At 71.2% G+C, this 19,246-nt stretch carries 19 protein-coding genes and 1 pseudogene; 8 read left to right on the top strand and 12 right to left on the bottom strand.

Features of this window, described 5'->3' with window-relative positions:
- Positions 1–553: 553 nt before the first annotated feature.
- The 7 genes from ACWDSL_RS42475 to ACWDSL_RS42445 form a co-directional block, all read right to left on the bottom strand.
- Positions 554–1,060 (bottom strand): nuclear transport factor 2 family protein, encoded by a 507-nt coding sequence (locus ACWDSL_RS42475; RefSeq protein WP_450493675.1) that lies wholly within the window; start codon positions 1,058–1,060, stop codon positions 554–556.
- 65 nt (positions 1,061–1,125) lie between these two features.
- On the bottom strand, positions 1,126–2,109 hold the full coding sequence (locus ACWDSL_RS42470) for an aldo/keto reductase (protein WP_450493673.1): 984 nt from the start codon (positions 2,107–2,109) through the stop codon (positions 1,126–1,128).
- Between the two features lie 91 nt (positions 2,110–2,200).
- The gene (locus tag ACWDSL_RS42465) at positions 2,201–2,401 is read right to left on the bottom strand and encodes a DUF397 domain-containing protein (protein WP_450493671.1); all 201 of its coding nucleotides are present in this window, start codon (positions 2,399–2,401) and stop codon (positions 2,201–2,203) included.
- Between the two features lie 11 nt (positions 2,402–2,412).
- The gene (locus tag ACWDSL_RS42460; protein WP_450493669.1) at positions 2,413–3,234 is read right to left on the bottom strand and encodes a helix-turn-helix domain-containing protein; all 822 of its coding nucleotides are present in this window, start codon (positions 3,232–3,234) and stop codon (positions 2,413–2,415) included.
- Between the two features lie 77 nt (positions 3,235–3,311).
- Positions 3,312–3,449, bottom strand: coding sequence for a hypothetical protein (locus ACWDSL_RS42455; protein WP_450493667.1), 138 nt, complete (start codon positions 3,447–3,449; stop codon positions 3,312–3,314).
- A 221-nt stretch (positions 3,450–3,670) separates the two neighbouring features.
- Positions 3,671–4,486 carry a hypothetical protein gene (locus ACWDSL_RS42450; RefSeq protein ID WP_450493665.1) on the bottom strand — a complete coding sequence of 272 codons (816 nt, stop codon included), beginning with the start codon at positions 4,484–4,486 and terminating at the stop codon, positions 3,671–3,673.
- A complete protein-coding gene (locus tag ACWDSL_RS42445; RefSeq protein ID WP_450493663.1) occupies positions 4,470–5,051 on the bottom strand; it encodes a sigma-70 family RNA polymerase sigma factor in 582 nt (193 codons plus the stop codon). Before ACWDSL_RS42445 ends, ACWDSL_RS42450 begins: the two co-directional genes overlap by 17 nt.
- Positions 5,052–5,074: 23 nt before the next feature.
- On the opposite strand from ACWDSL_RS42445, the gene ACWDSL_RS42440 reads away from it, so the two are divergent.
- On the top strand, positions 5,075–5,290 hold the full coding sequence (locus tag ACWDSL_RS42440; protein ID WP_450493662.1) for a hypothetical protein: 216 nt from the start codon (positions 5,075–5,077) through the stop codon (positions 5,288–5,290).
- A gap of 225 nt (positions 5,291–5,515) precedes the next feature.
- Here ACWDSL_RS42440 and speB read toward each other — a convergent pair whose 3' ends face one another.
- A complete protein-coding gene (gene speB, locus ACWDSL_RS42435; protein ID WP_450493660.1) occupies positions 5,516–6,496 on the bottom strand; it encodes an agmatinase in 981 nt (326 codons plus the stop codon).
- Between the two features lie 158 nt (positions 6,497–6,654).
- A complete protein-coding gene (locus ACWDSL_RS42430) occupies positions 6,655–6,966 on the bottom strand; it encodes an SCO5918 family protein (RefSeq protein WP_450493658.1) in 312 nt (103 codons plus the stop codon).
- Positions 6,967–7,266: 300 nt separating this feature from the next.
- On the opposite strand from ACWDSL_RS42430, the gene ACWDSL_RS42425 reads away from it, so the two are divergent.
- The 3 genes from ACWDSL_RS42425 (at position 7,267) to ACWDSL_RS42415 (ending at position 10,118) form a co-directional block, all read left to right on the top strand.
- A complete protein-coding gene (locus ACWDSL_RS42425) occupies positions 7,267–7,470 on the top strand; it encodes a cold-shock protein (RefSeq protein ID WP_014179498.1) in 204 nt (67 codons plus the stop codon).
- Positions 7,471–7,761: 291 nt separating this feature from the next.
- Positions 7,762–9,222, top strand: coding sequence for a DEAD/DEAH box helicase (locus ACWDSL_RS42420; RefSeq protein WP_450493656.1), 1,461 nt, complete (start codon positions 7,762–7,764; stop codon positions 9,220–9,222).
- 92 nt (positions 9,223–9,314) lie between these two features.
- Entirely contained in the window at positions 9,315–10,118 is an 804-nt protein-coding gene (locus ACWDSL_RS42415; RefSeq protein ID WP_450493654.1) for a phosphatase, read from the top strand.
- Positions 10,119–10,165: 47 nt separating this feature from the next.
- Here ACWDSL_RS42415 and ACWDSL_RS42410 read toward each other — a convergent pair whose 3' ends face one another.
- The 3 genes from ACWDSL_RS42410 to ACWDSL_RS42400 form a co-directional block, all read right to left on the bottom strand.
- Positions 10,166–11,077: an acyl-CoA thioesterase gene (locus ACWDSL_RS42410; protein WP_450493652.1), complete on the bottom strand. Its 912-nt coding sequence runs from the start codon at positions 11,075–11,077 to the stop codon at positions 10,166–10,168.
- Between the two features lie 50 nt (positions 11,078–11,127).
- Positions 11,128–12,285, bottom strand: a complete 1,158-nt coding sequence (locus ACWDSL_RS42405) for an acyl-CoA dehydrogenase family protein (protein ID WP_450493650.1) — start codon at positions 12,283–12,285, stop codon at positions 11,128–11,130.
- A gap of 65 nt (positions 12,286–12,350) precedes the next feature.
- Entirely contained in the window at positions 12,351–12,977 is a 627-nt protein-coding gene (locus ACWDSL_RS42400; protein ID WP_450493648.1) for an SACE_7040 family transcriptional regulator, read from the bottom strand.
- A 109-nt stretch (positions 12,978–13,086) separates the two neighbouring features.
- On the opposite strand from ACWDSL_RS42400, the gene ACWDSL_RS42395 reads away from it, so the two are divergent.
- The 4 genes and pseudogenes from ACWDSL_RS42395 to ACWDSL_RS42380 all read left to right on the top strand — a co-directional run.
- Positions 13,087–14,739 carry a carboxyl transferase domain-containing protein gene (locus tag ACWDSL_RS42395; protein WP_450493646.1) on the top strand — a complete coding sequence of 551 codons (1,653 nt, stop codon included), beginning with the start codon at positions 13,087–13,089 and terminating at the stop codon, positions 14,737–14,739.
- Between the two features lie 66 nt (positions 14,740–14,805).
- Entirely contained in the window at positions 14,806–17,037 is a 2,232-nt protein-coding gene (locus ACWDSL_RS42390) for an acetyl/propionyl/methylcrotonyl-CoA carboxylase subunit alpha (RefSeq protein WP_450493677.1), read from the top strand.
- On the top strand, positions 17,037–17,981 hold the full coding sequence (locus tag ACWDSL_RS42385; protein WP_450493645.1) for a hydroxymethylglutaryl-CoA lyase: 945 nt from the start codon (positions 17,037–17,039) through the stop codon (positions 17,979–17,981). Before ACWDSL_RS42390 ends, ACWDSL_RS42385 begins: the two co-directional genes overlap by 1 nt.
- Positions 17,982–17,984: 3 nt before the next feature.
- Positions 17,985–19,148 (top strand): annotated as a pseudogene (locus ACWDSL_RS42380) (acyl-CoA dehydrogenase family protein); the annotation flags it as partial.
- Positions 19,149–19,246 lie beyond the last annotated feature (98 nt).

Genomic DNA, 19,246 nt, shown 5'->3' with positions numbered 1-19,246 from the left:
GCACCGGGGGACGGGATCGCCTCTCCACCCACCTGCTCTAAAAAAGACGGTTGATGCAGTACTTGATGCAGAGCAAGCAGTTTTTTAAGAGCAGGGGGGTGGAGAGCCCCAACCGGACCGGCCTCCACCGCTTCGGGCGCCCAACCGCCGTCCCCCGCTCGCGAGCCGGTGACGCCCCCTTGGGCCGGACGGCGACGAAGCCTCCGGCCCGCCCCTCCCCTTCCCGCTGCTGGCCGCTGTGCGCCGAAGGCGCGAGACGATGCCCGCACGCGGCAACCGGACCATGCCGTCCAGCGGCGCTGGCCCGTACGTCGCGCTCCCGAGCCCCCGGGCCAGCGCACCGCTGGTCCCCTTGCCCGGCCACCGCGCGGCAGCAGCTGCGGCGGAGCGCAGCGGAGCCTGTCCTGAGCCCAACCACCCACCGGGCCGAGGAACCGCGGAATATCCGACCTGCGCGTCGGGCCCCAGCCATGCCCACCCAGCCACGAGCAACCGAGACCACCGCTGCACCGCGACCCGACTCGACCCGACCCGCTCAGCCCCACACGGACACTCAGCCGGCCCCGGCTCCTGGTCCTCCCAGGGTCTCCGTCGGCGCCGCGCAGGCGGCGGCGATGGCGGCGGTATCCCAGTAGAAGGGGTGCACCTCGGCGATCCGCATGTCCTTGAACGCGACCGTCTGGAGGACGGGAAAGGCGAGTTCCCGGCCGCTGGCACGGGCGCGAGCACGGACCCGGGTGAACACCACCGCGGTCTCACCGGTGCCCAGGAACTCCTGCTCCACCATGTCGAACACGTCCCAAGTCCGGCTCATCTCCACGAAGAACCGCTCCAGGCCCGCATGCCCACGCCAGGTGCCGCCGTAGGGCAGTGCATCGGCCTGGTGCAGTACGACATCGGGCGCGAAGAAAGGCGCGAGCATGTCGAACGGCGCCTCACCCGGGCCTCCGGCCGCCAGGTACTCCGCCTCGGCCGCGTACATGCCGGTGAGGATGGCCATCGAGTCCGTCGTCTCCGTCGTCGAGGCATTCGTCGAGGCATTCGTCGATGCATCAGTCATGCTGCCAGCGTGATCGACCCCGTCGGCGCACGCTGGCGGCATTCGGACCTCGCTTTGAACAGCCCTTACGCCGCCACCGGCGCCCGCTCGTCGAGTAGCCCCTCGCCCCGCAGATCGGCCCACACCCCGTCCGGGATCTCGGCCCCGAACGACTCCAGATTGCTCCGCGCCTCCTCGGCGGTGCGCATGCCGACCACGATCCCCGCGACGACCGGATGCCGCAGCGGAAACGCCATCGCCACCTGCGGCAACGTCACACCGTGCGCCTCGCAGACATCCGCGATGCGGTGCGTCCGGCCGAGCAGTTCCTGCGAGGCGGGCGCGTACTCGAAGTGCGCACCTTCAGCGGGCCGCGGGGTGGCGAGCAGACCCGAGTTGAAGATCGACGCCGCGAGTACGGAGACGCCGCGCTCGACGCACGCGGGCAGCAGGTCGTCGAGGGCGTTGTGCTGCAGGAGCGTGTAGTAGCCGGACAGCATCACCGCGTCCACGTCCGCCTCTTGGACCAGCTTGGTGAGCATGCCGGTGTGGTACATCCCCGCCCCGATGGCTCCTACGACGCCCTCGGCGCGCAGCTCGTCGAGGGCGGGGTAGCCGGTGCGCAGGGCGTCCTCGAAGTGCTTCTCCGCGTCGTGGAGGAAGAGCATGTCGATGCGGTCGACGCCCATGCGGGTGAGGGAGTCCTCGACGCTGCGGCGTACACCATCGCGCGAGAAGTCCCACACCCGGCGGTGCGTCGCGGGCACCTGGAACGCGTCGTCCATACGGCCCGCCGGGTCCTGCGGGACGAGCAGCCGACCGACCTTCGTCGACAGCGTGAACTCGGCGCGCGGCTTGGTGCGGAGGAGGTCGCCCATCCGGCGCTCGGAGTGTCCGATGCCGTAGTGCGGCGAGGTGTCGAAGTACCGGATACCAAGATCCCACCCAGCGGCCAGCGCCCCCGCGGCGGTCTCGTCGTCCAACACCTCGAACAACCCACCCAGCGGCCCACCCCCGAAGCCCAGCTCCGTGACCTCTACGGTGCTGCGACCGAGCCGGTTCTTCCTCATCCCGCGGTTCCTCCTCGTGTCACGGCGCCGACGGGCGGCAAGTTTGCCGTGGGGGTGGCGTGGCGCCAACCGGTTTTCGGGGCGGAATGGTTCAGGGCGTGAGGTGGTCGAAGGCGCCCGCCTTCACCCCGGCTATGAACGTGGCGAGGCGCATGGGGGTAGTGGAGACGACGATGCGGGGGTCGTCGCTCTCACGTATGAGGGTGGTGTCGGCGCTTCGGGCAAGTTCGACGCAGTTCGGCCCATCGCCGCCCGAGAAGGACGACTTCCGCCACTGGATCGCAGTACTCATGACCACGCCTCTCACAGTTCTCGCGCGATGTGATGGATGAGCTGCCGCGATTCTTCCGTATCGAGCGCCATGCCCTCAGCCTTGTCGAGTAGCTTTCGATACCTCTGAAGCTCCGCCTCAGCGTCCAGGAAGTGTCCCCCGACGATGTTGTCCACCTGGACCGTGTCCAGTCGGGGAACTGCCGTGGCAGCGTAGGCAATTTGGTCGGTGGTCTCGACGAAGGCTTCGTTGGTGAACGGGACGACGCGGACGGTAACCACCTCGCAGCCGGAGACCTCCATCAGGTGCTCGAGCTGCTTACGAGCCACTTTGCGGCCGCCAAACCGCATACGCAGTGCCGCCTCGTGGATCGTCGTCGTCAGCCGCACCGAATTTTCGCGCTCCAGGATGGTCTGACGCCGCATACGGTGCTCAACCCTCGCGTCGATCTCCTCGGTTGGCAGCGCGTACACAACGCCTTGGAAGAGAGCACGCGCGTAGTCTTCAGTCTGCAGCAGGCCCGGAATCACCATCGCCTGCATGGACCGCAGGTACACCGCATGGTGTTCCATCTCCGCGACATCCAGAAAGCCCGGTGCAAGGATTCCGCGGTACTCGTCCCACCAGAACTGACCGCGCCGCTCGTCGGCGATGGCGCACAGCGCGTCGACCAACGCGACGTCAGCGCACGCGTAGAAGGTGGCGAGCCGACGGATGCGCTCGTCGCTGATCCCGATCCGGCCCGCTTCGATGTTGCTCATCCTGGCCTGGTCGACGCCGAGCAGCGCGGCGGCCTCCCGGGCGGTCCTGCCCGCCCGCTCCCGCATTCTCCGCAGCTCGGACCCGAGGCGCACCTGTCGAACCGTCGGAGTGACTCCGCGCCCCCAACATCCCCGAAACCGCCAAGGTCGCACGCGAGATGATCGCGGGCCTACTCCTCGCCACCGGCCACCCCGCACTCGTCGAGACCGCGCGCCTCCTGGTCACCGAGGTGGTCGCGAACGTCCACCTGCACACCAAGGTGCCGCTGCTCTTCCTCGAAGCGACCATCCGGGGCCCTCAACTCCACGTATCCGTACGGGACGACGACCCGGGCGGCGCCCCCTGGCCACCCGAACCCCGCACCCCGGAGGCAGAGGCCGACGCGGAACACGGCGTGGCCTGCTGTTGGTCCAGGCGTGCGCCGACGCCTGGGGGACGGTGTGGCACGGTGGAATCCAGCCCACCGGCAAGAGCGTGTGGTTCTCGCTGTCCGACGCGCCCGTCCTGACGAGCAGAACCCATCACGCGTCAGCTGCCGCTGGTCGCCTTCACCGCTCCCAGGGGCTGATCGATCCGGGGGCCGTGGCCGGGCCGGCGCTCGGGGAGGAGGGCTCTGTCGGACGGGGCCGTGCTGGAGGTCACGGCCTGGGTAGCGGTGAGGTCTTCGATGCGGTCGGCGAAGTCCGGTTCGGGCAACGGCAGGTCGAGGTCGTCGATGAAGTCCACGGCCTGGGATACGTAGTTGATGACCGCGGTGGTGGCGGCGGGTGCGGCATGCCCCTTTTTGAGCCCGCGCAGGATGCGCAGGGCGATGGCCATCTCGTGGTCGGTGGTGGCCGACTCCTCCTCCGAGTCGGTCACGGGCGGGACGACGCCGCCCGCCTGTTCATGCCACCAGGCCAGCCACCAGTGGGCCTGGGCCTCCTCCCCGAGGGCCATGTGGTGGAGGTAAAGGCAGTAGGCGGCGGCGGGGTCGCCGGCGCCGCTGGCGAACTGCCACCAGAACTGCGCGCTGTCTTCGTGGCCGGCGAGCTGCAGGACGCAGCCCAGAGCTCGCGCGCCGGGCGGCTCGAGGATGCGGTGGGTGATGACTTCCTGTAGCTGTGCCAGAGCGCCGTCACGCCCGATGATCGCCTCGCACAGGGTCCGCAGATCCCGGGCCATCCGCTCGTCCGTATCCGGCGCGTGACCGGCGACGGCATCCCGGCCGTCGGCCGTCGCCGGGCGGTCCGGGGAGCCGTCGGCGAGGCGGGCGGCGAGGCGGGCCTCGGCGGCGGCGATGTCGGGGGGAGGGGTGGGGTTGAGCAGGGCCCGCGCCAGGACGTGGTCAATGAGCAAGGTCATCGGCATTGTTTCCTTCGGTGGTCTCGAGGAGTTGCTGAAGGCGGCGGCGGGCGTAGCGCGCGGTGGAACGTACGCCGGCCTCGGTGATGCCGAGGTGGGTGGCGGTCTGGGCGACGGTGTAGCCGCGGCAGTGGAGCAGGATGACCACATCCTGCTGGCGTTCCGGGAGCTTCTTGATCGCCTGATAGAGGTTCAGGCTCTCCTCAAGCATCGCGATGGGGTCGATCGCGTCGCGCAGGGCGGCGGTTTCGAAGGTCGCGTTGTCCACGAGGCAGGGGCCGCGGTTCCGGGCGCGGGCCACGTCGATGGCGCGGTGCTTCATCACCTTCCAGGCGTAGGCGGCGGGGTTTTCCATGGCGAGGACGTCGCTCCAGCAGCGAGCGAGCTGCTCGAAGGCCGTGTCGACGGCTTCCTCGGCGTCGGCGCGGTTGCCGAGGTAGATCTCGGCCCGATGGATGTAGGCGCCGCGGTGGAGTTGGTGGAACGCGCGGAAGTCGGCCGGGAGTTCACCGGGCATTCCGGTCATCGAGGTCACACCGTGCTGGCGGGAGGAGTTCCGCGTCATCGCTTCCCCTCTCCACGACCACGATGCAGTTCCGAGATGCCCACGCGGACCCCGGCCGCGGCGGCACGGCGCAGCAGGGCCAGGACGTCACCGCCGAACACGCGCGTGACAAGCGCGGCGGTGACAAGGTCCCCTACGAGTTGAAGATTCACGGACTCTCGCTGTCCTTCTGTTCGTCGTACGAGGCCGCCCCGTCCGCGCCTCGCGAGTGCGCCGTGTTGCGCCCTCTGTACGTATAGCGTTCGCGAGAGTCCGAATGTGCATCAGACAATACGAAATTCTTACGGACTGCACCGGTCCGGTTACGCAGGCGGCTGGGGCGGCGCGGGCGGCTGAGGCGGCGCAGGCGGCTGGGCGGGGCTCGACGGGACGCGGGGCAACGTGGTCTGCAGCCAGTGGCGCGCGCGCTGGTCGAGCTGCAGATGCCACTGCACACCCAAGCGCACCCCGCCCGTTGAAGCCCCTCACGCCCCGCCGGAGGCCCCCGCCGCGATCTGGCGGGCCATGATCGTCGTGAGCTCGTACGCCGTGTGGGAGGCGGCCACGGACGTGATCTCCGCGTGGTCGTACGCCGGGGCGACCTCGACGACGTCAGCGGAGACCAGGTGGCAGGAGGACAGGCCGCGCAGGATCTCCAGGAGCTCGCGGGAGGTGAGGCCGCCCGCCTCGGGGGTGCCGGTGCCGGGGGCGTGGGCGGGGTCGAGGACGTCGATGTCGATGGAGATGTACAGGGGGCGGTCGCCGATGCGCTCGCGCAGCTGCTGGGCGACCTCGTCCACGCCACGCCGCATGACGTCGGCGGAGGTGACGATGCCGAAGCCCATCTTCGCGTCGTCGTCCAGGTCCTGCTTTCCGTAGAGCGGACCGCGCGTTCCGACATGCGAGAGGGCGGAGGTGTCGAGGATGCCTTCCTCGACGGCCCGCCGGAAGGGCGTGCCGTGGGTGTACTCGGCGCCGAAGTACGTGTCCCAGGTGTCGAGGTGGGCGTCGAAGTGGAGCAGGGCGACCGGGCCGTGCTTACGGGCGACGGCACGCAGGAGCGGCAGGGCGATGGTGTGGTCGCCGCCGAGGGTCATCAGGCGGGCGCCGGTGGTGAGCAGATCGTCCGCGGCGGACTGGATGGTCTCGACGGCCTCGTTGATGTTGAAGGGGTTCGCGGCGATGTCCCCGGCGTCGGCGACCTGGGCGAGGGCGAAGGGGGACGCGTCCTGGGCCGGGTTGTAGGGGCGCAGCAGCCGGGACGCCTCGCGGATGGCGTTACCGCCGAAGCGGGCGCCGGGACGGTAGGAGACCCCGCTGTCGAAGGGCACACCGACCACGGCGACGTCCGCCGCGCCGCCGACCTCGTCGACGCGCGGCAGCCGGGCGAAGGTGGCGGGGCCCGCGTAGCGGGGGATGCGGGAGGAGTCGACGGGGCCGAGCGGGCGGCGGTCTGCTGTGGTCATGGCTTCGAGGGTAGGCAGGGCGGGCATCCCGGCACATGTACGTTTCCGAGGGCCACGGCCGTCCTTTTTGGACGCCACGTCTATGTCGCAGCTGCCGATACATCGCAGCCGCTGAGGGACGCGGAGGGACGCCGCCCCCGGCGGGTCCCTCGCGCGGATCAGCCGTCCGTGGGGCTCCCCAGGGCCGCCGCCGCGGCCGCGACGGGGTCGAGGGCTGCGGCTTCGGGGGCGGGAGCGGGTGCCATTTCGCAGGTGAAACCGAGGCGCTTCATGGCGCGGACCACCTCGCCCGCGGTGAAGTCGCGGCGATCCTGGCGGGTGACCACCGCTCCGACCTGCATGGCGGGGTAGGTGCGACGGCCGATCCGGACCGAGGGACCGGTGATCGGTTCGGGCTTGACGCCGCTCATCGCTTCCTTCACCTCGTTCGCGGTCAGATCGAAGGCGTAGTTGGCGATGACGCAGCGCATAGGACCTCAGCAGGGAGAGGAGGGAGGAAGGGAGCCGGTGGAGTCAGCGTCCCACACCGGGCGCCCGGCGGGAAGCGCACATTCGGGTGGCATGGCTCCCCCGGTTCCCCCCGTTCCGTCGCCGCACGTGCTAGCGTGTCAGCAGTTGCAGTTTTGGTACCCATGAACTTTATGTGCGCCTGACGAGATGTAGCGATCAGGCGCATTTTGTTTTTTCCGGTCATTCCGGATGGGGTCATTGCGGCGACACGGAATCCGTAAGGTTCGGGTTCTGGTTCTGCCCCTATCAGAGGAGATGACATGGCGACTGGCACCGTGAAGTGGTTCAACGCGGAAAAGGGCTTCGGCTTCATCGAGCAGGACGGCGGCGGCGCTGACGTCTTCGCCCACTACTCGAACATCGCCGCCCAGGGCTTCCGTGAGCTCCACGAGGGCCAGAAGGTCTCGTTCGACGTCACGCAGGGCCAGAAGGGCCCGCAGGCCGAGAACATCGTTCCTGCCTGACGCAGCACACAGTGATGAGCCGGGGCCCGCGCCCGTAAGGGTGCGGGCCTCGGCTCGCGCTTGGCCGCACCCGCCCCACGCAGACAGACTGCACACAGAACCTGCCGCACCGGCCCCATCGCGGCCGGACTCGAGGACGGCGGCCTTCACCCACGGCCGAGGGCCGGTCGACGCCTCGGTACACGGCCCCGTCATTCACCCGCTCTCCGGCACGTTCTGCGAATTCTCACCTCCGGGAACCTCCCCGTTGAGGAGTCCTCCTCGAAACGCGCCGTACGAGGAAGGCCCCGCATGAACCGCTCTGCCCGCTCGTCCCACAGTTCATCCCGCAGCTCGTCCCGCAGCGCCGCGCCGCGCTCCCGCAATCGCCGCCCGTCCACCGCCGCGGCCCCCGCCCGCGCCCGCGTCCCCGCCGACGGGAACGAGTTCTCCCTCCCGCCGAGCACCACTCCGCTGCTGCCCGCCGTCGGCTCCTTCACCGAGCTTGACCTGCCGGCGGGGATCACCGCGGAGCTGGCTCGCCAGGGCGTGACCGTACCGTTTCCGATCCAGGCGGCCGCGCTTCCCAACGCGCTCGCCGGGCGCGATGTCCTGGGCCGCGGACGGACCGGCTCCGGCAAGACCCTGGCCTTCGGCCTGGCCCTGCTGGCCCGTACCGCCGAGCAGCGCGCCGAACCCCGCCGCCCCCTCGCCCTGGTCCTGGTGCCCACCCGGGAGCTGGCCCAGCAGGTCACCGACGCGCTCACCCCGTACGCCAAGCCGCTGCGGCTGCGCGCGGCCACCGTGGTCGGCGGGATGTCGATCGGCCGCCAGGCGGCCGCGCTGCGCGACGGCGCCGAGGTGGTCATAGCCACCCCGGGACGGCTCCACGATCTGATCGAACGCGGCGACTGCCGATTGGACCGGGTGCGCGTCACGGTTCTCGACGAGGCCGACCAGATGGCCGACATGGGCTTTCTCCCCCAGGTGACCCGGCTGCTGAAGCAGGTTCCGGCCGACGGCCAGCGCATGCTGTTCTCGGCGACCCTCGACCACAACGTCGGCCAGTTGGTGCGCCGGTTCCTCGACGACCCCGCCGTGCACTCGGTCGACGCCTCCGCGGGCGCCGTCACCACGATGGAGCACCATGTGCTGCACATCGCGGACACCGACAAGCGCACCGTCGTCACCCGGGTCGCCGCCCGCGACGGCCGCGTCATCATGTTCCTGGACACCAAGCGCGCGGTCGACCGGCTCACCAAGCATCTGCTGGCCAGTGGCGTGCGGGCGGCGGCGCTGCACGGCGGCAAGTCCCAGCCGCAGCGCACCCGGACTCTGGACTACTTCAAGACCGGTCATGTCAGCGTCCTGGTCGCCACGAACGTCGCCGCCCGGGGCATCCACGTCGACGACCTCGATCTCGTCGTCAACGTCGACCCGCCGGCCGACCACAAGGATTACCTGCACCGCGGCGGCCGCACCGCCCGCGCGGGTGGCTCCGGCACCGTCGTCACCCTCGTCCTGCCCGACCAGCGCCGTGCGATGACCGGTCTGATGACGGACGCGGGCATCACTCCGCATACCGCCCGGGTGCACTCCGACGACACCGAGCTGACCCGTATCACCGGCGCGCAAGCGCCCTCAGGTGTCCCCGTCACCATCGACGTACCGGCTACGGAGCAGACGGCCCCTGCCGCCGCCGGGCAGCGCCGGGGCCGAAGCCGCCGGCGCGGCCGTCGGCCGCGTAGGTCCCAGCCGGGATTGGCTTCATAATCCTTTCGGGGATCCTGTCGGGATCCTGCCGCGGCGGCCCGGACCGTAGTGGATGCCCCCATTTCCTCGCGGCAGAGGCGACAATGGATCGCATGCCGATACCCAGCTCCGCGCCCAGCCGGGCCGAACTGATCGACCACCTGGTCCGCACCCGCATCGCCGGCGACGTCGCCACCCCCCGAGACAACAACCTCTCCCACTACCGCAAGCTCGCGAACGGCGACCGCCACTACTGGCTGGGCCTGGAACTGGGCGACCGCTGGGCCGATGAACAGGACGTACTGGCGGTCATGGCGGAGCGCTGCGGCGTGGTCGACGACCCGGAGCACCGCGCCGGGCAGGACACCATCGACCCGGAGCTCACGGTCGGGGCGCTGGACCGGATGGCCTCGGTGCTGCGCAAGGCGGCCGAGGCGCGGGAGCGGGTGCTGTTCGCGACCGGGCACCCGGGCGGGCTGCTGGACGTCCACCGCTTCACGGCGGCGGCGCTGCGGGCCGCGGGGTGCGAGATCGTGGAGATCCCGGGCGGGCTGACGGCCGACGAGGGGTACGTCTTCCAGTTCTGCGACGTGGCGATGCTGGAGCGCGGCGCGACGCTGTGGCACACCCACTCCCCCGCCCCCATGGCCGCGATCCTGGACGGTCTCGAGCAGGAGGGGCGGCCGCTGCCCGATCTGGTGGTCGCCGACCACGGCTGGGCGGGGTGCGCGGGGCAGCGCGGCATCGACGCGGTGGGGTACGCGGACTGCAACGACCCGGCGCTGTTCGTCGGCGAGGCGGAGGGCACGCTCCAGGTGGTCGTGCCGCTGGACGACCATGTCACCAACCCGCGGTTCTACGACCCGATGGTCGCCTATCTGCTGGACGCGGCGGGGCTCACGGCCCAGTCCTCCTGATGCGAGCCGGCCGCTTCGACGCACCACGAGCGGCCGCGCTACGCGCGTCAGGATGGTTTTACGGCGCGGGGCACGCGCATCATGCCTTCCTGGATCACGGACACCGCCAACTGCCCGTCGGCGGTGAAGATACGGCCCTTGGCCAGCCCCCGGCCGCCGGACGCGGAAGGGCTCTCCTGGTCGTACAGCAGCCACTCGTCCGCGCGGAACGGGCGGTGGAACCACATGGCGTGATCCAGGCTGGCGCCGACGATGTCGCCGACCGCCCAGCCGCCTCGCCCATGGGCGAGGAGCACCGAGTCCAGCAGCGTCATATCGGAGACGTAGGTGGCCAGGCAGAGGTGGGTCAGGGGGGCGTCGGCGGCGCCGTCCAGTTTGCCGTTCGTCCGGAACCAAACCTGCGACTTCGGCTCACGCGGCTCCCCGACGCTCGCGTACGGCGGCGCGTCCACGTACCGCAGATCGATCGCGCCCCGCGCCTCCAGCATCCGCTCGATCACGCTCGGGCCGCTGAAGAGGTGCGCGTACCGGGGCAGCAGCTCCTCGCCCGTCGGCAGGGAGAGCGGATCGGGCACGTCGGGCATCGGCTCCTGGTGCTCGAGCCCCTCCTCGTGGCGCTGGAAGGACGCCGAGAGGTGGAAGATCGGCTGGCCGTGCTGGACCGCCACGACCCGGCGGGTGGTGAAGGAGAAGCCGTCGCGGATGCGGTCGACGGTGTAGACGATGGGCGCGTCCGGGTCGCCGGGGCGCAGGAAGTACGAGTGCAGCGAGTGCGCCGGGCGGTCGGCCGGGACGGTGCGGCCGGCCGCGACCAGGGCCTGGGCGGCGACCTGGCCGCCGAAGACGCGCGGCACCAGGGGTGCCGCGCTGCTGGTGCCGCGGAAGATGTCCAGGTCGATCCGCTCCAGGTCGAGCAGATCGAGCAGGTTCTGTAGCGCGCTTTGTGGTGCTTCGTTCATGGTTCAAGGAGTTTTGCAGACCAAGATTGCGCGGGTCTTACGGGCGGGTCTCACAGGCCCATGGACTTCGCCACGATGGACCGCATGACCTCGCTGGTGCCGCCGTAGATGCGGGTGACGCGGGTGTCCGCGTACAGGCGGGCGATGGGGTACTCCATCATGTAGCCGTAACCGCCGTGCAGCTGCAGGCACTTGTCGATCACGACGGCCGCGCGCTCGGTGGTGAAGAGCTTCGCGGAGGCCGCGTCGGCCGCGGTGAGCTCGCCCACGTCGTGGGCCTCCAGGGCCCGGTCGACGACCGCCTGCATCGCGTCCACCTCGGACTTGCAGTCGGCGAGCACGAACTTGGTGTTCTGGAAGGACGCCACCGTCTTGCCGAAGATCGTACGGTCGGCCACATACGCCTTGGCGAACTCGACGGCCGCCGCGGCCTGCGCGTACGCGCTGACGGCGATGCCCAGGCGCTCCTGCGGGAGGTTGTGGGTGAGGTATTCGAACGCCCGGCCCTCCTCGCCCAGCAGGTCCGCCACCGGCACCTTGACGTCGGTGAAGGACAGCTCGGCGGTGTCGGAGGTCTTCAGGCCCAGCTTCTCCAGCTTGCGGCCGACCGCGTAGCCCTCGCTCTTGGTGTCGACGACGAGGATGGATATGCCGCCGCGGCGGTCCTCGGGGGTGGCGGGGGCGGTGCGGGCGCAGACCAGGACGCGGTCGGCGAGGACGCCGCCGGTGATGAAGGTCTTGGCGCCGTTGAGGACGTAGTGCGTGCCGTCCTCGGACAGCTTGGCGGTGGTCTTCATGCCCGCCAGGTCGGAGCCGGTGCCCGGCTCGGTCATGGCGATGGCGGTCATCATGTCGCCGGCGATGAACGGGGGCAGCCAGCGCCGCTTCTGCTCCTCGGTGGCGTACTTGAGGAGGTACGGCAGGCACAGCGCGGTGTGCACGCTGCTGCCGCCGAAGCTGACCCCGGCCCGGGCGGTCTCCTCGGTGATGATCGCGTTGAACTTGAAGCTGGTCTCGCCCGCGCCGCCGTACTCCTCGGGCACCTCGATACCGAAGATGCCCAGTTCGCCGAGTTTCTTGTAGAACTCGCGCGGGGCCTGGCCGGCCTCCCGCCACTCCTCGTAGTACGGCACGACCTCGGCGGCGATGAAGTCGCGGATGGTCTCCCGGAACGCCTCGTGGTCCTCGTTGAACACCGTACGACGCATCTGCGGCGACCTCCTCGGTCCGGCTGGCTAAGCGCTTGCTCAGCGAAAGCTACCGGCCGGTCGGCTCACTGTCCAGGCCCGTCCGCCGCGGCGCCGTCCGCCGCGGCCCGGAAGGCGCCGAGCGCCAGACGGTGCAGCAGTTCGGCGGTGGCCGCGCGGCCCGGGAGGGCGCCGGGGCGGCTGAGGTGCGGGGTGGAGTTGAGCAGCCCGAAGACGGCGTGGACACACGCCCGCGCCTCGATCTCGGCGAGCCGGGGGTGGACCTCGCGCAGCACCTGGACCCACAGCTCGACGTACTGCCGCTGGAGCGAGCGCACCAGCTTGCGGTCGGTGTCCCGGAGCCGGTCCAGCTCGCGGTCGTGGAGGATGATCAGGGGGCGGTCGTCGAGGGCGAAGTCAATATGGCCCCGCACCAGCGAGTCCAGCACGGCGCCCGGGTCCCGCTCCTGTCCCGAGGCCTCGGCGGCGCGCTGCTTGCCACCCGTCAGGAGCCGGCCGCTGATGCCGACCAGCAGCTCCGCCAGCATGGCCTCCTTGCCCGGGAAATGGCGGTAGAGACCCGGTCCGCTGATGCCGACCGCCGCGCCTATCTCGTCGACGCCGACGCCGTGGAAGCCGCGCTCGGCGAACAGGCGCGCCGCCTCCTTCAGGATCTGCTCGCGGCGGGTGGGGGCAGAGGCTTGCGTGCTCATGGACTTGATTCTAGACAGCGGCGTTAGTGGTCGTTAACCTGGTGGGGATGGGTTAACGCTCATTAACCACGCTCGAGCGCAGGACCGCGAGGCAAGGGGGCCCGTAGTCATGGAGCAGGCACCGGTGCTGGGCAGCGCCGCCGATCCGGCGTCCGACGCCTGGGCGGCCAATGAGGCCGCGCACCGCGAGCTGGCCGCGCGGCTGCGCGAGAAGCTGGCCGCGGCGCGGCTGGGCGGCGGCGAGAAGGCGCGGGCGCGGCACACCGCGCGCGGCAAGCTGCTGCCCCGCGACCGGGTCGACACCCTGCTGGACGCGGGCTCGCCGTTCCTGGAGCTGGCCCCGCTCGCGGCCGACGGGATGTACGGGGGGCAGGCCCCGGCGGCGGGCGTGATCGCGGGGATCGGGCGGGTGGCGGGCCGCGAGGTGATGGTGATCGCCAATGACGCCACGGTCAAGGGCGGCACGTACTACCCGATGACGGTCAAGAAGCATCTGCGCGCCCAGGACGTCGCCTTGGAGAACGGGCTGGCGTGCGTGTATCTGGTCGACTCCGGAGGCGCCTTCCTGCCCATGCAGGACGAGGTCTTCCCCGACCGGGACCACTTCGGGCGGATCTTCTACAACCAGGCGCGGATGTCGGGCGCCGGGATCCCGCAGATCGCGGCCGTGCTCGGATCCTGCACGGCGGGCGGCGCGTATGTCCCGGCGATGAGCGACGAGGCCGTCATCGTGCGCGGGCAGGGCACGATCTTCCTGGGCGGGCCGCCGCTGGTGAAGGCGGCGACGGGAGAGGTCGTCACGGCCGAGGAGCTGGGCGGCGGCGAGGTCCATTCCAAGGTCTCCGGCGTCACCGACCATCTCGCCGAGAGCGACGCCCACGCCCTGCGTATCGTCCGCACGATCGTCTCGACGCTCCCGGCGCCGCGCTCGCGGCGCGGGGAGCTGCCCTGGCCGGTGGAGCCCTCCGAGGAGCCCGCGGTCGACCCCGCGGGGCTCTACGGGGCGGTGCCGGTCGACTCGCGCACGCCGTACGACGTGCGGGAGGTGATCGCGCGGCTCGTGGACGGCTCGCGGTTCGCCGAGTTCAAGGCCGAGTTCGGCACGACGCTGGTGACGGGCTTCGCGCACATCATGGGCCACCCGGTGGGCATCGTCGCCAACAACGGCATCCTGTTCTCCGAATCGGCCCAGAAGGGCGCCCATTTCATCGAGCTGTGCGACCAGCGCGGCATCCCCCTGGTGTTCCTGCAGAACATTTCGGGGTTCATGGTCGGCCGCAGCTATGAGGCCGGCGGCATCGCCAAGCACGGCGCCAAGATGGTCACCGCTGTGGCCTGCACGCGCGTGCCCAAGCTCACGGTCGTCATCGGCGGCTCGTACGGCGCGGGCAACTACTCGATGTGCGGCCGCGCCTATTCGCCGCGCTTCCTGTGGATGTGGCCCAACGCGAAGATCTCGGTGATGGGCGGCGAGCAGGCGGCCTCCGTGCTCGCGACCGTCAAGCGCGACCAGCTGGAGGCGCGCGGCGAGGAGTGGCCGGCGGCCGAGGAGGAGGCGTTCCGGGCGCCGATCCGCGAGCAGTACGAGACCCAGGGAAGCGCCTATTACGCGACGGCGCGGCTGTGGGACGACGGCGTGATCGACCCCCTGGACACCCGCGCGGTGCTGGGCCTGGCCCTCACCGCCTGTGCGAACGCACCGCTTCCCGGCAAGCCCGGCCAGGATCCTGTGACGCCCGGCTTCGGCGTCTTCCGGATGTGAGGGACCGTGGAGCTGAAGAGTGAGAGCCCGATGAGCCCGACGAATCCGATGAGCCCGATGAGCCCGATGTTCGAGACAGTCCTGGTGGCCAACCGCGGGGAGATCGCCGTCCGGGTGATCCGCTCGCTGCGGCGGCTCGGTGTGCGCTCGGTCGCCGTGTTCAGCGACGCCGACGCGGACGCGCTGCATGTGCGCGAGGCGGATACGGCGGTCCGGCTCGGCCCGGCGAGCCCCGCCGAGAGCTATCTGTCGGTCAAGCGGCTGCTGGACGCGGCCGACCGGGCCGGTGCCCAGGCCGTGCATCCCGGCTATGGCTTCCTCGCGGAGAACGCGGCGTTCGCGCGCGCCTGCACCGGCGCCGGGCTCACCTTCATCGGCCCGCCCGCCACGGCGATCGAGCTGATGGGCGACAAGATCCGCGCCAAGGAGAGCGTGCGGGCGGCGGGCGTGCCCGTGGTGCCCGGCTCCACGGGCAGCGCCCTGACCGACGCCGAGCTCGCGGCGGCCGCCCGGGAGATCGGCACGCCGGTGCTGCTCAAGCCCTCGGCGGGCGGCGGCGGCAAGGGCATGCGGCTGGTGCGGGACGAGGCGCGGCTCGCGGACGAGATCGCGGCCGCGCGGCGCGAGGCCCGAGGCGCGTTCGGGGATGACACGCTGCTGGTCGAGCGCTGGATCGACGGGCCCCGGCATATCGAGATCCAGGTGCTGGCCGACGGCTATGGCCATGTCATCCATCTCGGTGAGCGCGAGTGCTCGTTGCAGCGCCGCCATCAGAAGATCATCGAGGAGGCGCCCAGCCCACTGCTCGACCCCGACACCCGGACGCTCATGGGCGAGGCCGCGGTGCAGGCGGCGCGCTCCTGCGGCTATGTGGGCGCGGGCACGGTGGAGTTCATCGTCCCGGGCGCCGACCCGGCGGCGTACTGCTTCATGGAGATGAACACGCGCCTCCAGGTCGAGCATCCGGTGACCGAGCTCATCACGGGTCTCGACCTGGTGGAGTGGCAGCTGAGGATCGCGGCCGGCGAGCGGCTGCCCCTCGCCCAGGACGACATCTCGCTGACCGGACACGCCGTCGAGGCCCGTATCTGCGCGGAGACCGCCCGGGTCAGCGGCGGCAGGGTCGACTTCCTCCCCTCGGCGGGCACGGTGCTCGCGCTGTCCGAGCCGGACGGGGAGGGGGTGCGGGTCGACTCCGGGCTGGCCGTCGGCACCGAGGTCGGCACGGTGTACGACCCGATGCTCGCCAAGGTCGTCGCCCACGGCCCCGACCGCCCCACCGCCCTGCGCCGGCTGCGCGCCGCGCTGGCCCGCACCACCACCCTGGGCCTGGACACCAACACCGGCTTTCTACGCCGCCTCGCCGCCCATCCGGCCGTGGCCTCCGGCGATCTGGACACCGGCCTCGTCGACCGCGAGGCCCCCGGCCTGGTGCCCGCCGCCGTCCCTGACGAGGTGTACGCGGCGGCGGCGCTGCTGCGCCAGGCGGCGCTGGAGCCGCGCGGGCCCTCCACCGTGGACGGTTCGGGCTGGGTCGACCCGTTCTCCGTCCCGACTGGCTGGCGGCTGGGCGGTCAGCCTGCCTGGACCGTCCATGCCCTGCGGGTGCCGGGCCACGCCCCGGTGACCGTCCGGGTGCGCGGCCAGGCCCATGACGCAGAGGTGTGGGTGGAGGAGACCGGTGCCGGGGGCGCGCCCCCGGGAATCGCGGCAGCGCCCCGCCGCGGCCAAGAGCCTGCCGAGGCCCACGGCGGCACGGCCGCCGCCGATGGCGGCGGCGAGCCCCGGATCGTCCGGGCACGGCTGACGGTGCCGCCCGCCGCAGGCCCGGCGGGCGGGACGGCGGGCCGCCCCGAGGGGGGTGGGTCCCGGGCCGTGCTGGACTGGGGCGGTGTGACCCACACCTTCGCGTACGCCGCGCAGGGCGGCGCCGGCCACTGGCTGGGCCGGGACGGCGACGCCTGGCATGTGGTTGACCACGACCCGGTGGAGGCGGCGCTGCGCGGCGGGGCTGCCGGCGCCCACGCCGGGGAGCTGACCGCGCCCATGCCCGGAACGGTGACGGTGGTCAAGGCGGCCGTCGGCGACGAGGTCACCGCCGGGCAGGGCCTGCTGGTGGTCGAGGCCATGAAGATGGAGCACGTCATCTCCGCCCCGCACGACGGCACCGTCACCGAGCTCGATGTGACCCCCGGCTCCACGGTCGCCATGGACCAGCTGCTGGCGGTCGTCGCCCCGCGCGAGACCGAGGTCGCCCCGCACGAGACCCAAGAGCGTAAGACCGAGGAGCGTGAGTGATGGCCCTCCCCGACACCCTGCCCATGACCTTCCCGGCCCCCGGGCTGCCCGCCCGGGTCCGCATCCATGAAGTGGGCCCCCGGGACGGCCTGCAGAACGAGAGGACGCTGGTCCCGGTGGCGGTGAAGGCGGAGTTCATCCGCCGGCTCGTCGAGGCGGGGCTGACCACCGTCGAGACGACGAGCTTCGTCCACCCCAAGTGGGTGCCCCAGCTGGCCGACGCCGAGGAGCTGATGCCGCTGCTGGAGGGCACCGAGGCCCGGCTGCCCGTACTGGTGCCGAACAAGCGCGGCCTGGAGCGTGCGCTGGCGCTCGGCGCGCGCGACGTCGCCGTGTTCGCCAGCGTCACCGAGTCCTTCGCCCGCGCCAATCTCAACCGCTCGGTGGACGAGGTGCTGGAGATGTTCGAGCCCGTCGTCGCCGAGGCCCGCACCGCGGGCGCCGGGGTGCGGGGCTATCTGTCGATGTGCTTCGGCGACCCGTGGGAGGGCGCGGTCCCCGTCTCCCAGACGGTCTCGGTCGCCCGCCACCTCCTGGACATGGGGTGCGCGGAGCTGAGCCTGGGCGACACCATCGGCGTGGCCACCCCCGGCCATGTGCTGGAGCTGCTGGCCGCGCTGAGCGAGGCGGGCATCCCGGCGGAGAAGCTGGCGGTCCACTTCCACGACACCTACGGCCAGGCGCTGGCCAACACGCTCGCGGCGCTGCAGTACGGCGTCACCTGCGTCGACGCCTCCGCCGGCGGCCTCGGCGGCTGCCCGTACGCGAAGAGCGCGACGGGCAACCTCGCCACCGAAGACCTGGTGTGGATGCTCGACGGCCTCGGCATCGAGACCGGGGTCGATCTGAGCCGGCTCGCCGCGACCAGCGCCTGGATGGCCCGGCACCTGGGCCGCCCGAGCCCCTCCCGTACCGTCCGTGCGCTCTCCCCGAAGGAGAACTGAGCCATGTCGACCGACCACCGCCTCTCTCCCGAGCACGAGGAACTGCGCCGTACCGTCGAGGCGTTCGCGCACGACGTGGTCGCCCCGAAGATCGGGGAGTTCTGGGAGCAGCATGAGTTCCCGTACGAGATCATCCGCGAGATGGGCCGGATGGGCCTGTTCGGGCTGCCCTTCCCCGAGGAGTACGGGGGCATGGGCGGCGACTACTTCGCGCTCTGTCTGGCCATCGAGGAGCTGGCCCGGGTGGACTCCTCCGTGGCGGTCACCCTGGAGGCGGGCGTCTCGCTGGGCGCGATGCCGATCTTCCGTTACGGCACGGAGGAGCAGAAGCGCCGCTGGCTGCCCGGACTGTGCTCGGGCGAGTCCCTGGGCGCGTTCGGCCTGACGGAGCCCGGCGGCGGCTCGGACGCGGGGGCCACCCGCACCACCGCCCGGCTGGACGAGGCCACGGGCGAGTGGGTGATCAACGGCACCAAGTGCTTCATCACCAACTCCGGCACGGATATCACCGCGCTGATCACGGTCACCGCGGTCACCAGCCGCAAGCCCGACGGCAGCCCCGAGATCTCCACGATCATCGTGCCCTCGGGCACCCCCGGCCTCACCGTCGCCGCCCCCTACTCCAAGGTCGGGTGGAACGCGTCGGACACCCGCGAGCTGTCCTTCTCCGACTGCCGGGTCCCGGCGGACCATCTGCTCGGCGAGAAGGGCCGAGGCTACGCCCAGTTCCTGCGGATCCTGGACGAGGGCCGGATCGCGATCTCCGCGATGGGCACCGGCCTGGCCCAGGGCTGTGTGGACGAGTCGGTGGCGTACGCGAAGACCCGCGAGGCGTTCGGCCGCCCCATCGGCGCCAACCAGGCCATCCAGTTCAAGATCGCGGACATGGAGATGCGGGCGCATATGGCCCGGGTGGCCTGGCGGGACGCGGCCTCGCGGCTGGTGCGCGGCGAGCCGTTCAAGAAGGAGGCGTCGATCGCCAAGCTCTACTCCTCCGAGGTCGCGGTGACCAACGCCCGGGAGGCCACCCAGGTGCACGGCGGATACGGCTTTATGAACGAGTATCCGGTGGCCCGGATGTGGCGGGACTCCAAGATCCTGGAGATCGGCGAGGGCACCAGCGAGGTCCAGCGGATGCTGATCGCCCGCGATCTGGGTCTCGCGGGGGGGCGGGGGCGGCCCCCGGCAGAGGGAGCAGACGGCCGGGCCCCCGCCGCCACCAAGGGAGAGCGGAGGGGGGGGGGAGAGGTTGGAGAAAAAAAAGG

The sequence above is a fragment of the Streptomyces sp. NPDC000941 genome (assembly GCF_053599555.1).
This window is presented reverse-complemented; position numbering and strand designations above follow the sequence as displayed.

Excerpts from the sequence above, each read along its gene's own strand:
- ACWDSL_RS42475 (WP_450493675.1), bottom strand. The coding sequence starts at position 1,060 with ATGACTGATGCATCGACGAATGCCTCGACGAATGCCTCGACGACGGAG.
- ACWDSL_RS42470 (WP_450493673.1), bottom strand. The coding sequence starts at position 2,109 with ATGAGGAAGAACCGGCTCGGTCGCAGCACCGTAGAGGTCACGGAGCTG.
- ACWDSL_RS42465 (WP_450493671.1), bottom strand. The coding sequence starts at position 2,401 with ATGAGTACTGCGATCCAGTGGCGGAAGTCGTCCTTCTCGGGCGGCGAT.
- ACWDSL_RS42450 (WP_450493665.1), bottom strand. The coding sequence starts at position 4,486 with ATGACCTTGCTCATTGACCACGTCCTGGCGCGGGCCCTGCTCAACCCC.
- ACWDSL_RS42445 (WP_450493663.1), bottom strand. The coding sequence starts at position 5,051 with ATGACGCGGAACTCCTCCCGCCAGCACGGTGTGACCTCGATGACCGGA.
- ACWDSL_RS42440 (WP_450493662.1), top strand. The coding sequence starts at position 5,075 with ATGCAGTTCCGAGATGCCCACGCGGACCCCGGCCGCGGCGGCACGGCG.
- speB (WP_450493660.1), bottom strand. The coding sequence starts at position 6,496 with ATGACCACAGCAGACCGCCGCCCGCTCGGCCCCGTCGACTCCTCCCGC.
- ACWDSL_RS42430 (WP_450493658.1), bottom strand. The coding sequence starts at position 6,966 with ATGCGCTGCGTCATCGCCAACTACGCCTTCGATCTGACCGCGAACGAG.
- ACWDSL_RS42425 (WP_014179498.1), top strand. The coding sequence starts at position 7,267 with ATGGCGACTGGCACCGTGAAGTGGTTCAACGCGGAAAAGGGCTTCGGC.
- ACWDSL_RS42420 (WP_450493656.1), top strand. The coding sequence starts at position 7,762 with ATGAACCGCTCTGCCCGCTCGTCCCACAGTTCATCCCGCAGCTCGTCC.
- ACWDSL_RS42415 (WP_450493654.1), top strand. The coding sequence starts at position 9,315 with ATGCCGATACCCAGCTCCGCGCCCAGCCGGGCCGAACTGATCGACCAC.
- ACWDSL_RS42410 (WP_450493652.1), bottom strand. The coding sequence starts at position 11,077 with ATGAACGAAGCACCACAAAGCGCGCTACAGAACCTGCTCGATCTGCTC.
- ACWDSL_RS42405 (WP_450493650.1), bottom strand. The coding sequence starts at position 12,285 with ATGCGTCGTACGGTGTTCAACGAGGACCACGAGGCGTTCCGGGAGACC.
- ACWDSL_RS42400 (WP_450493648.1), bottom strand. The coding sequence starts at position 12,977 with ATGAGCACGCAAGCCTCTGCCCCCACCCGCCGCGAGCAGATCCTGAAG.
- ACWDSL_RS42395 (WP_450493646.1), top strand. The coding sequence starts at position 13,087 with ATGGAGCAGGCACCGGTGCTGGGCAGCGCCGCCGATCCGGCGTCCGAC.
- ACWDSL_RS42390 (WP_450493677.1), top strand. The coding sequence starts at position 14,806 with ATGTTCGAGACAGTCCTGGTGGCCAACCGCGGGGAGATCGCCGTCCGG.
- ACWDSL_RS42385 (WP_450493645.1), top strand. The coding sequence starts at position 17,037 with ATGGCCCTCCCCGACACCCTGCCCATGACCTTCCCGGCCCCCGGGCTG.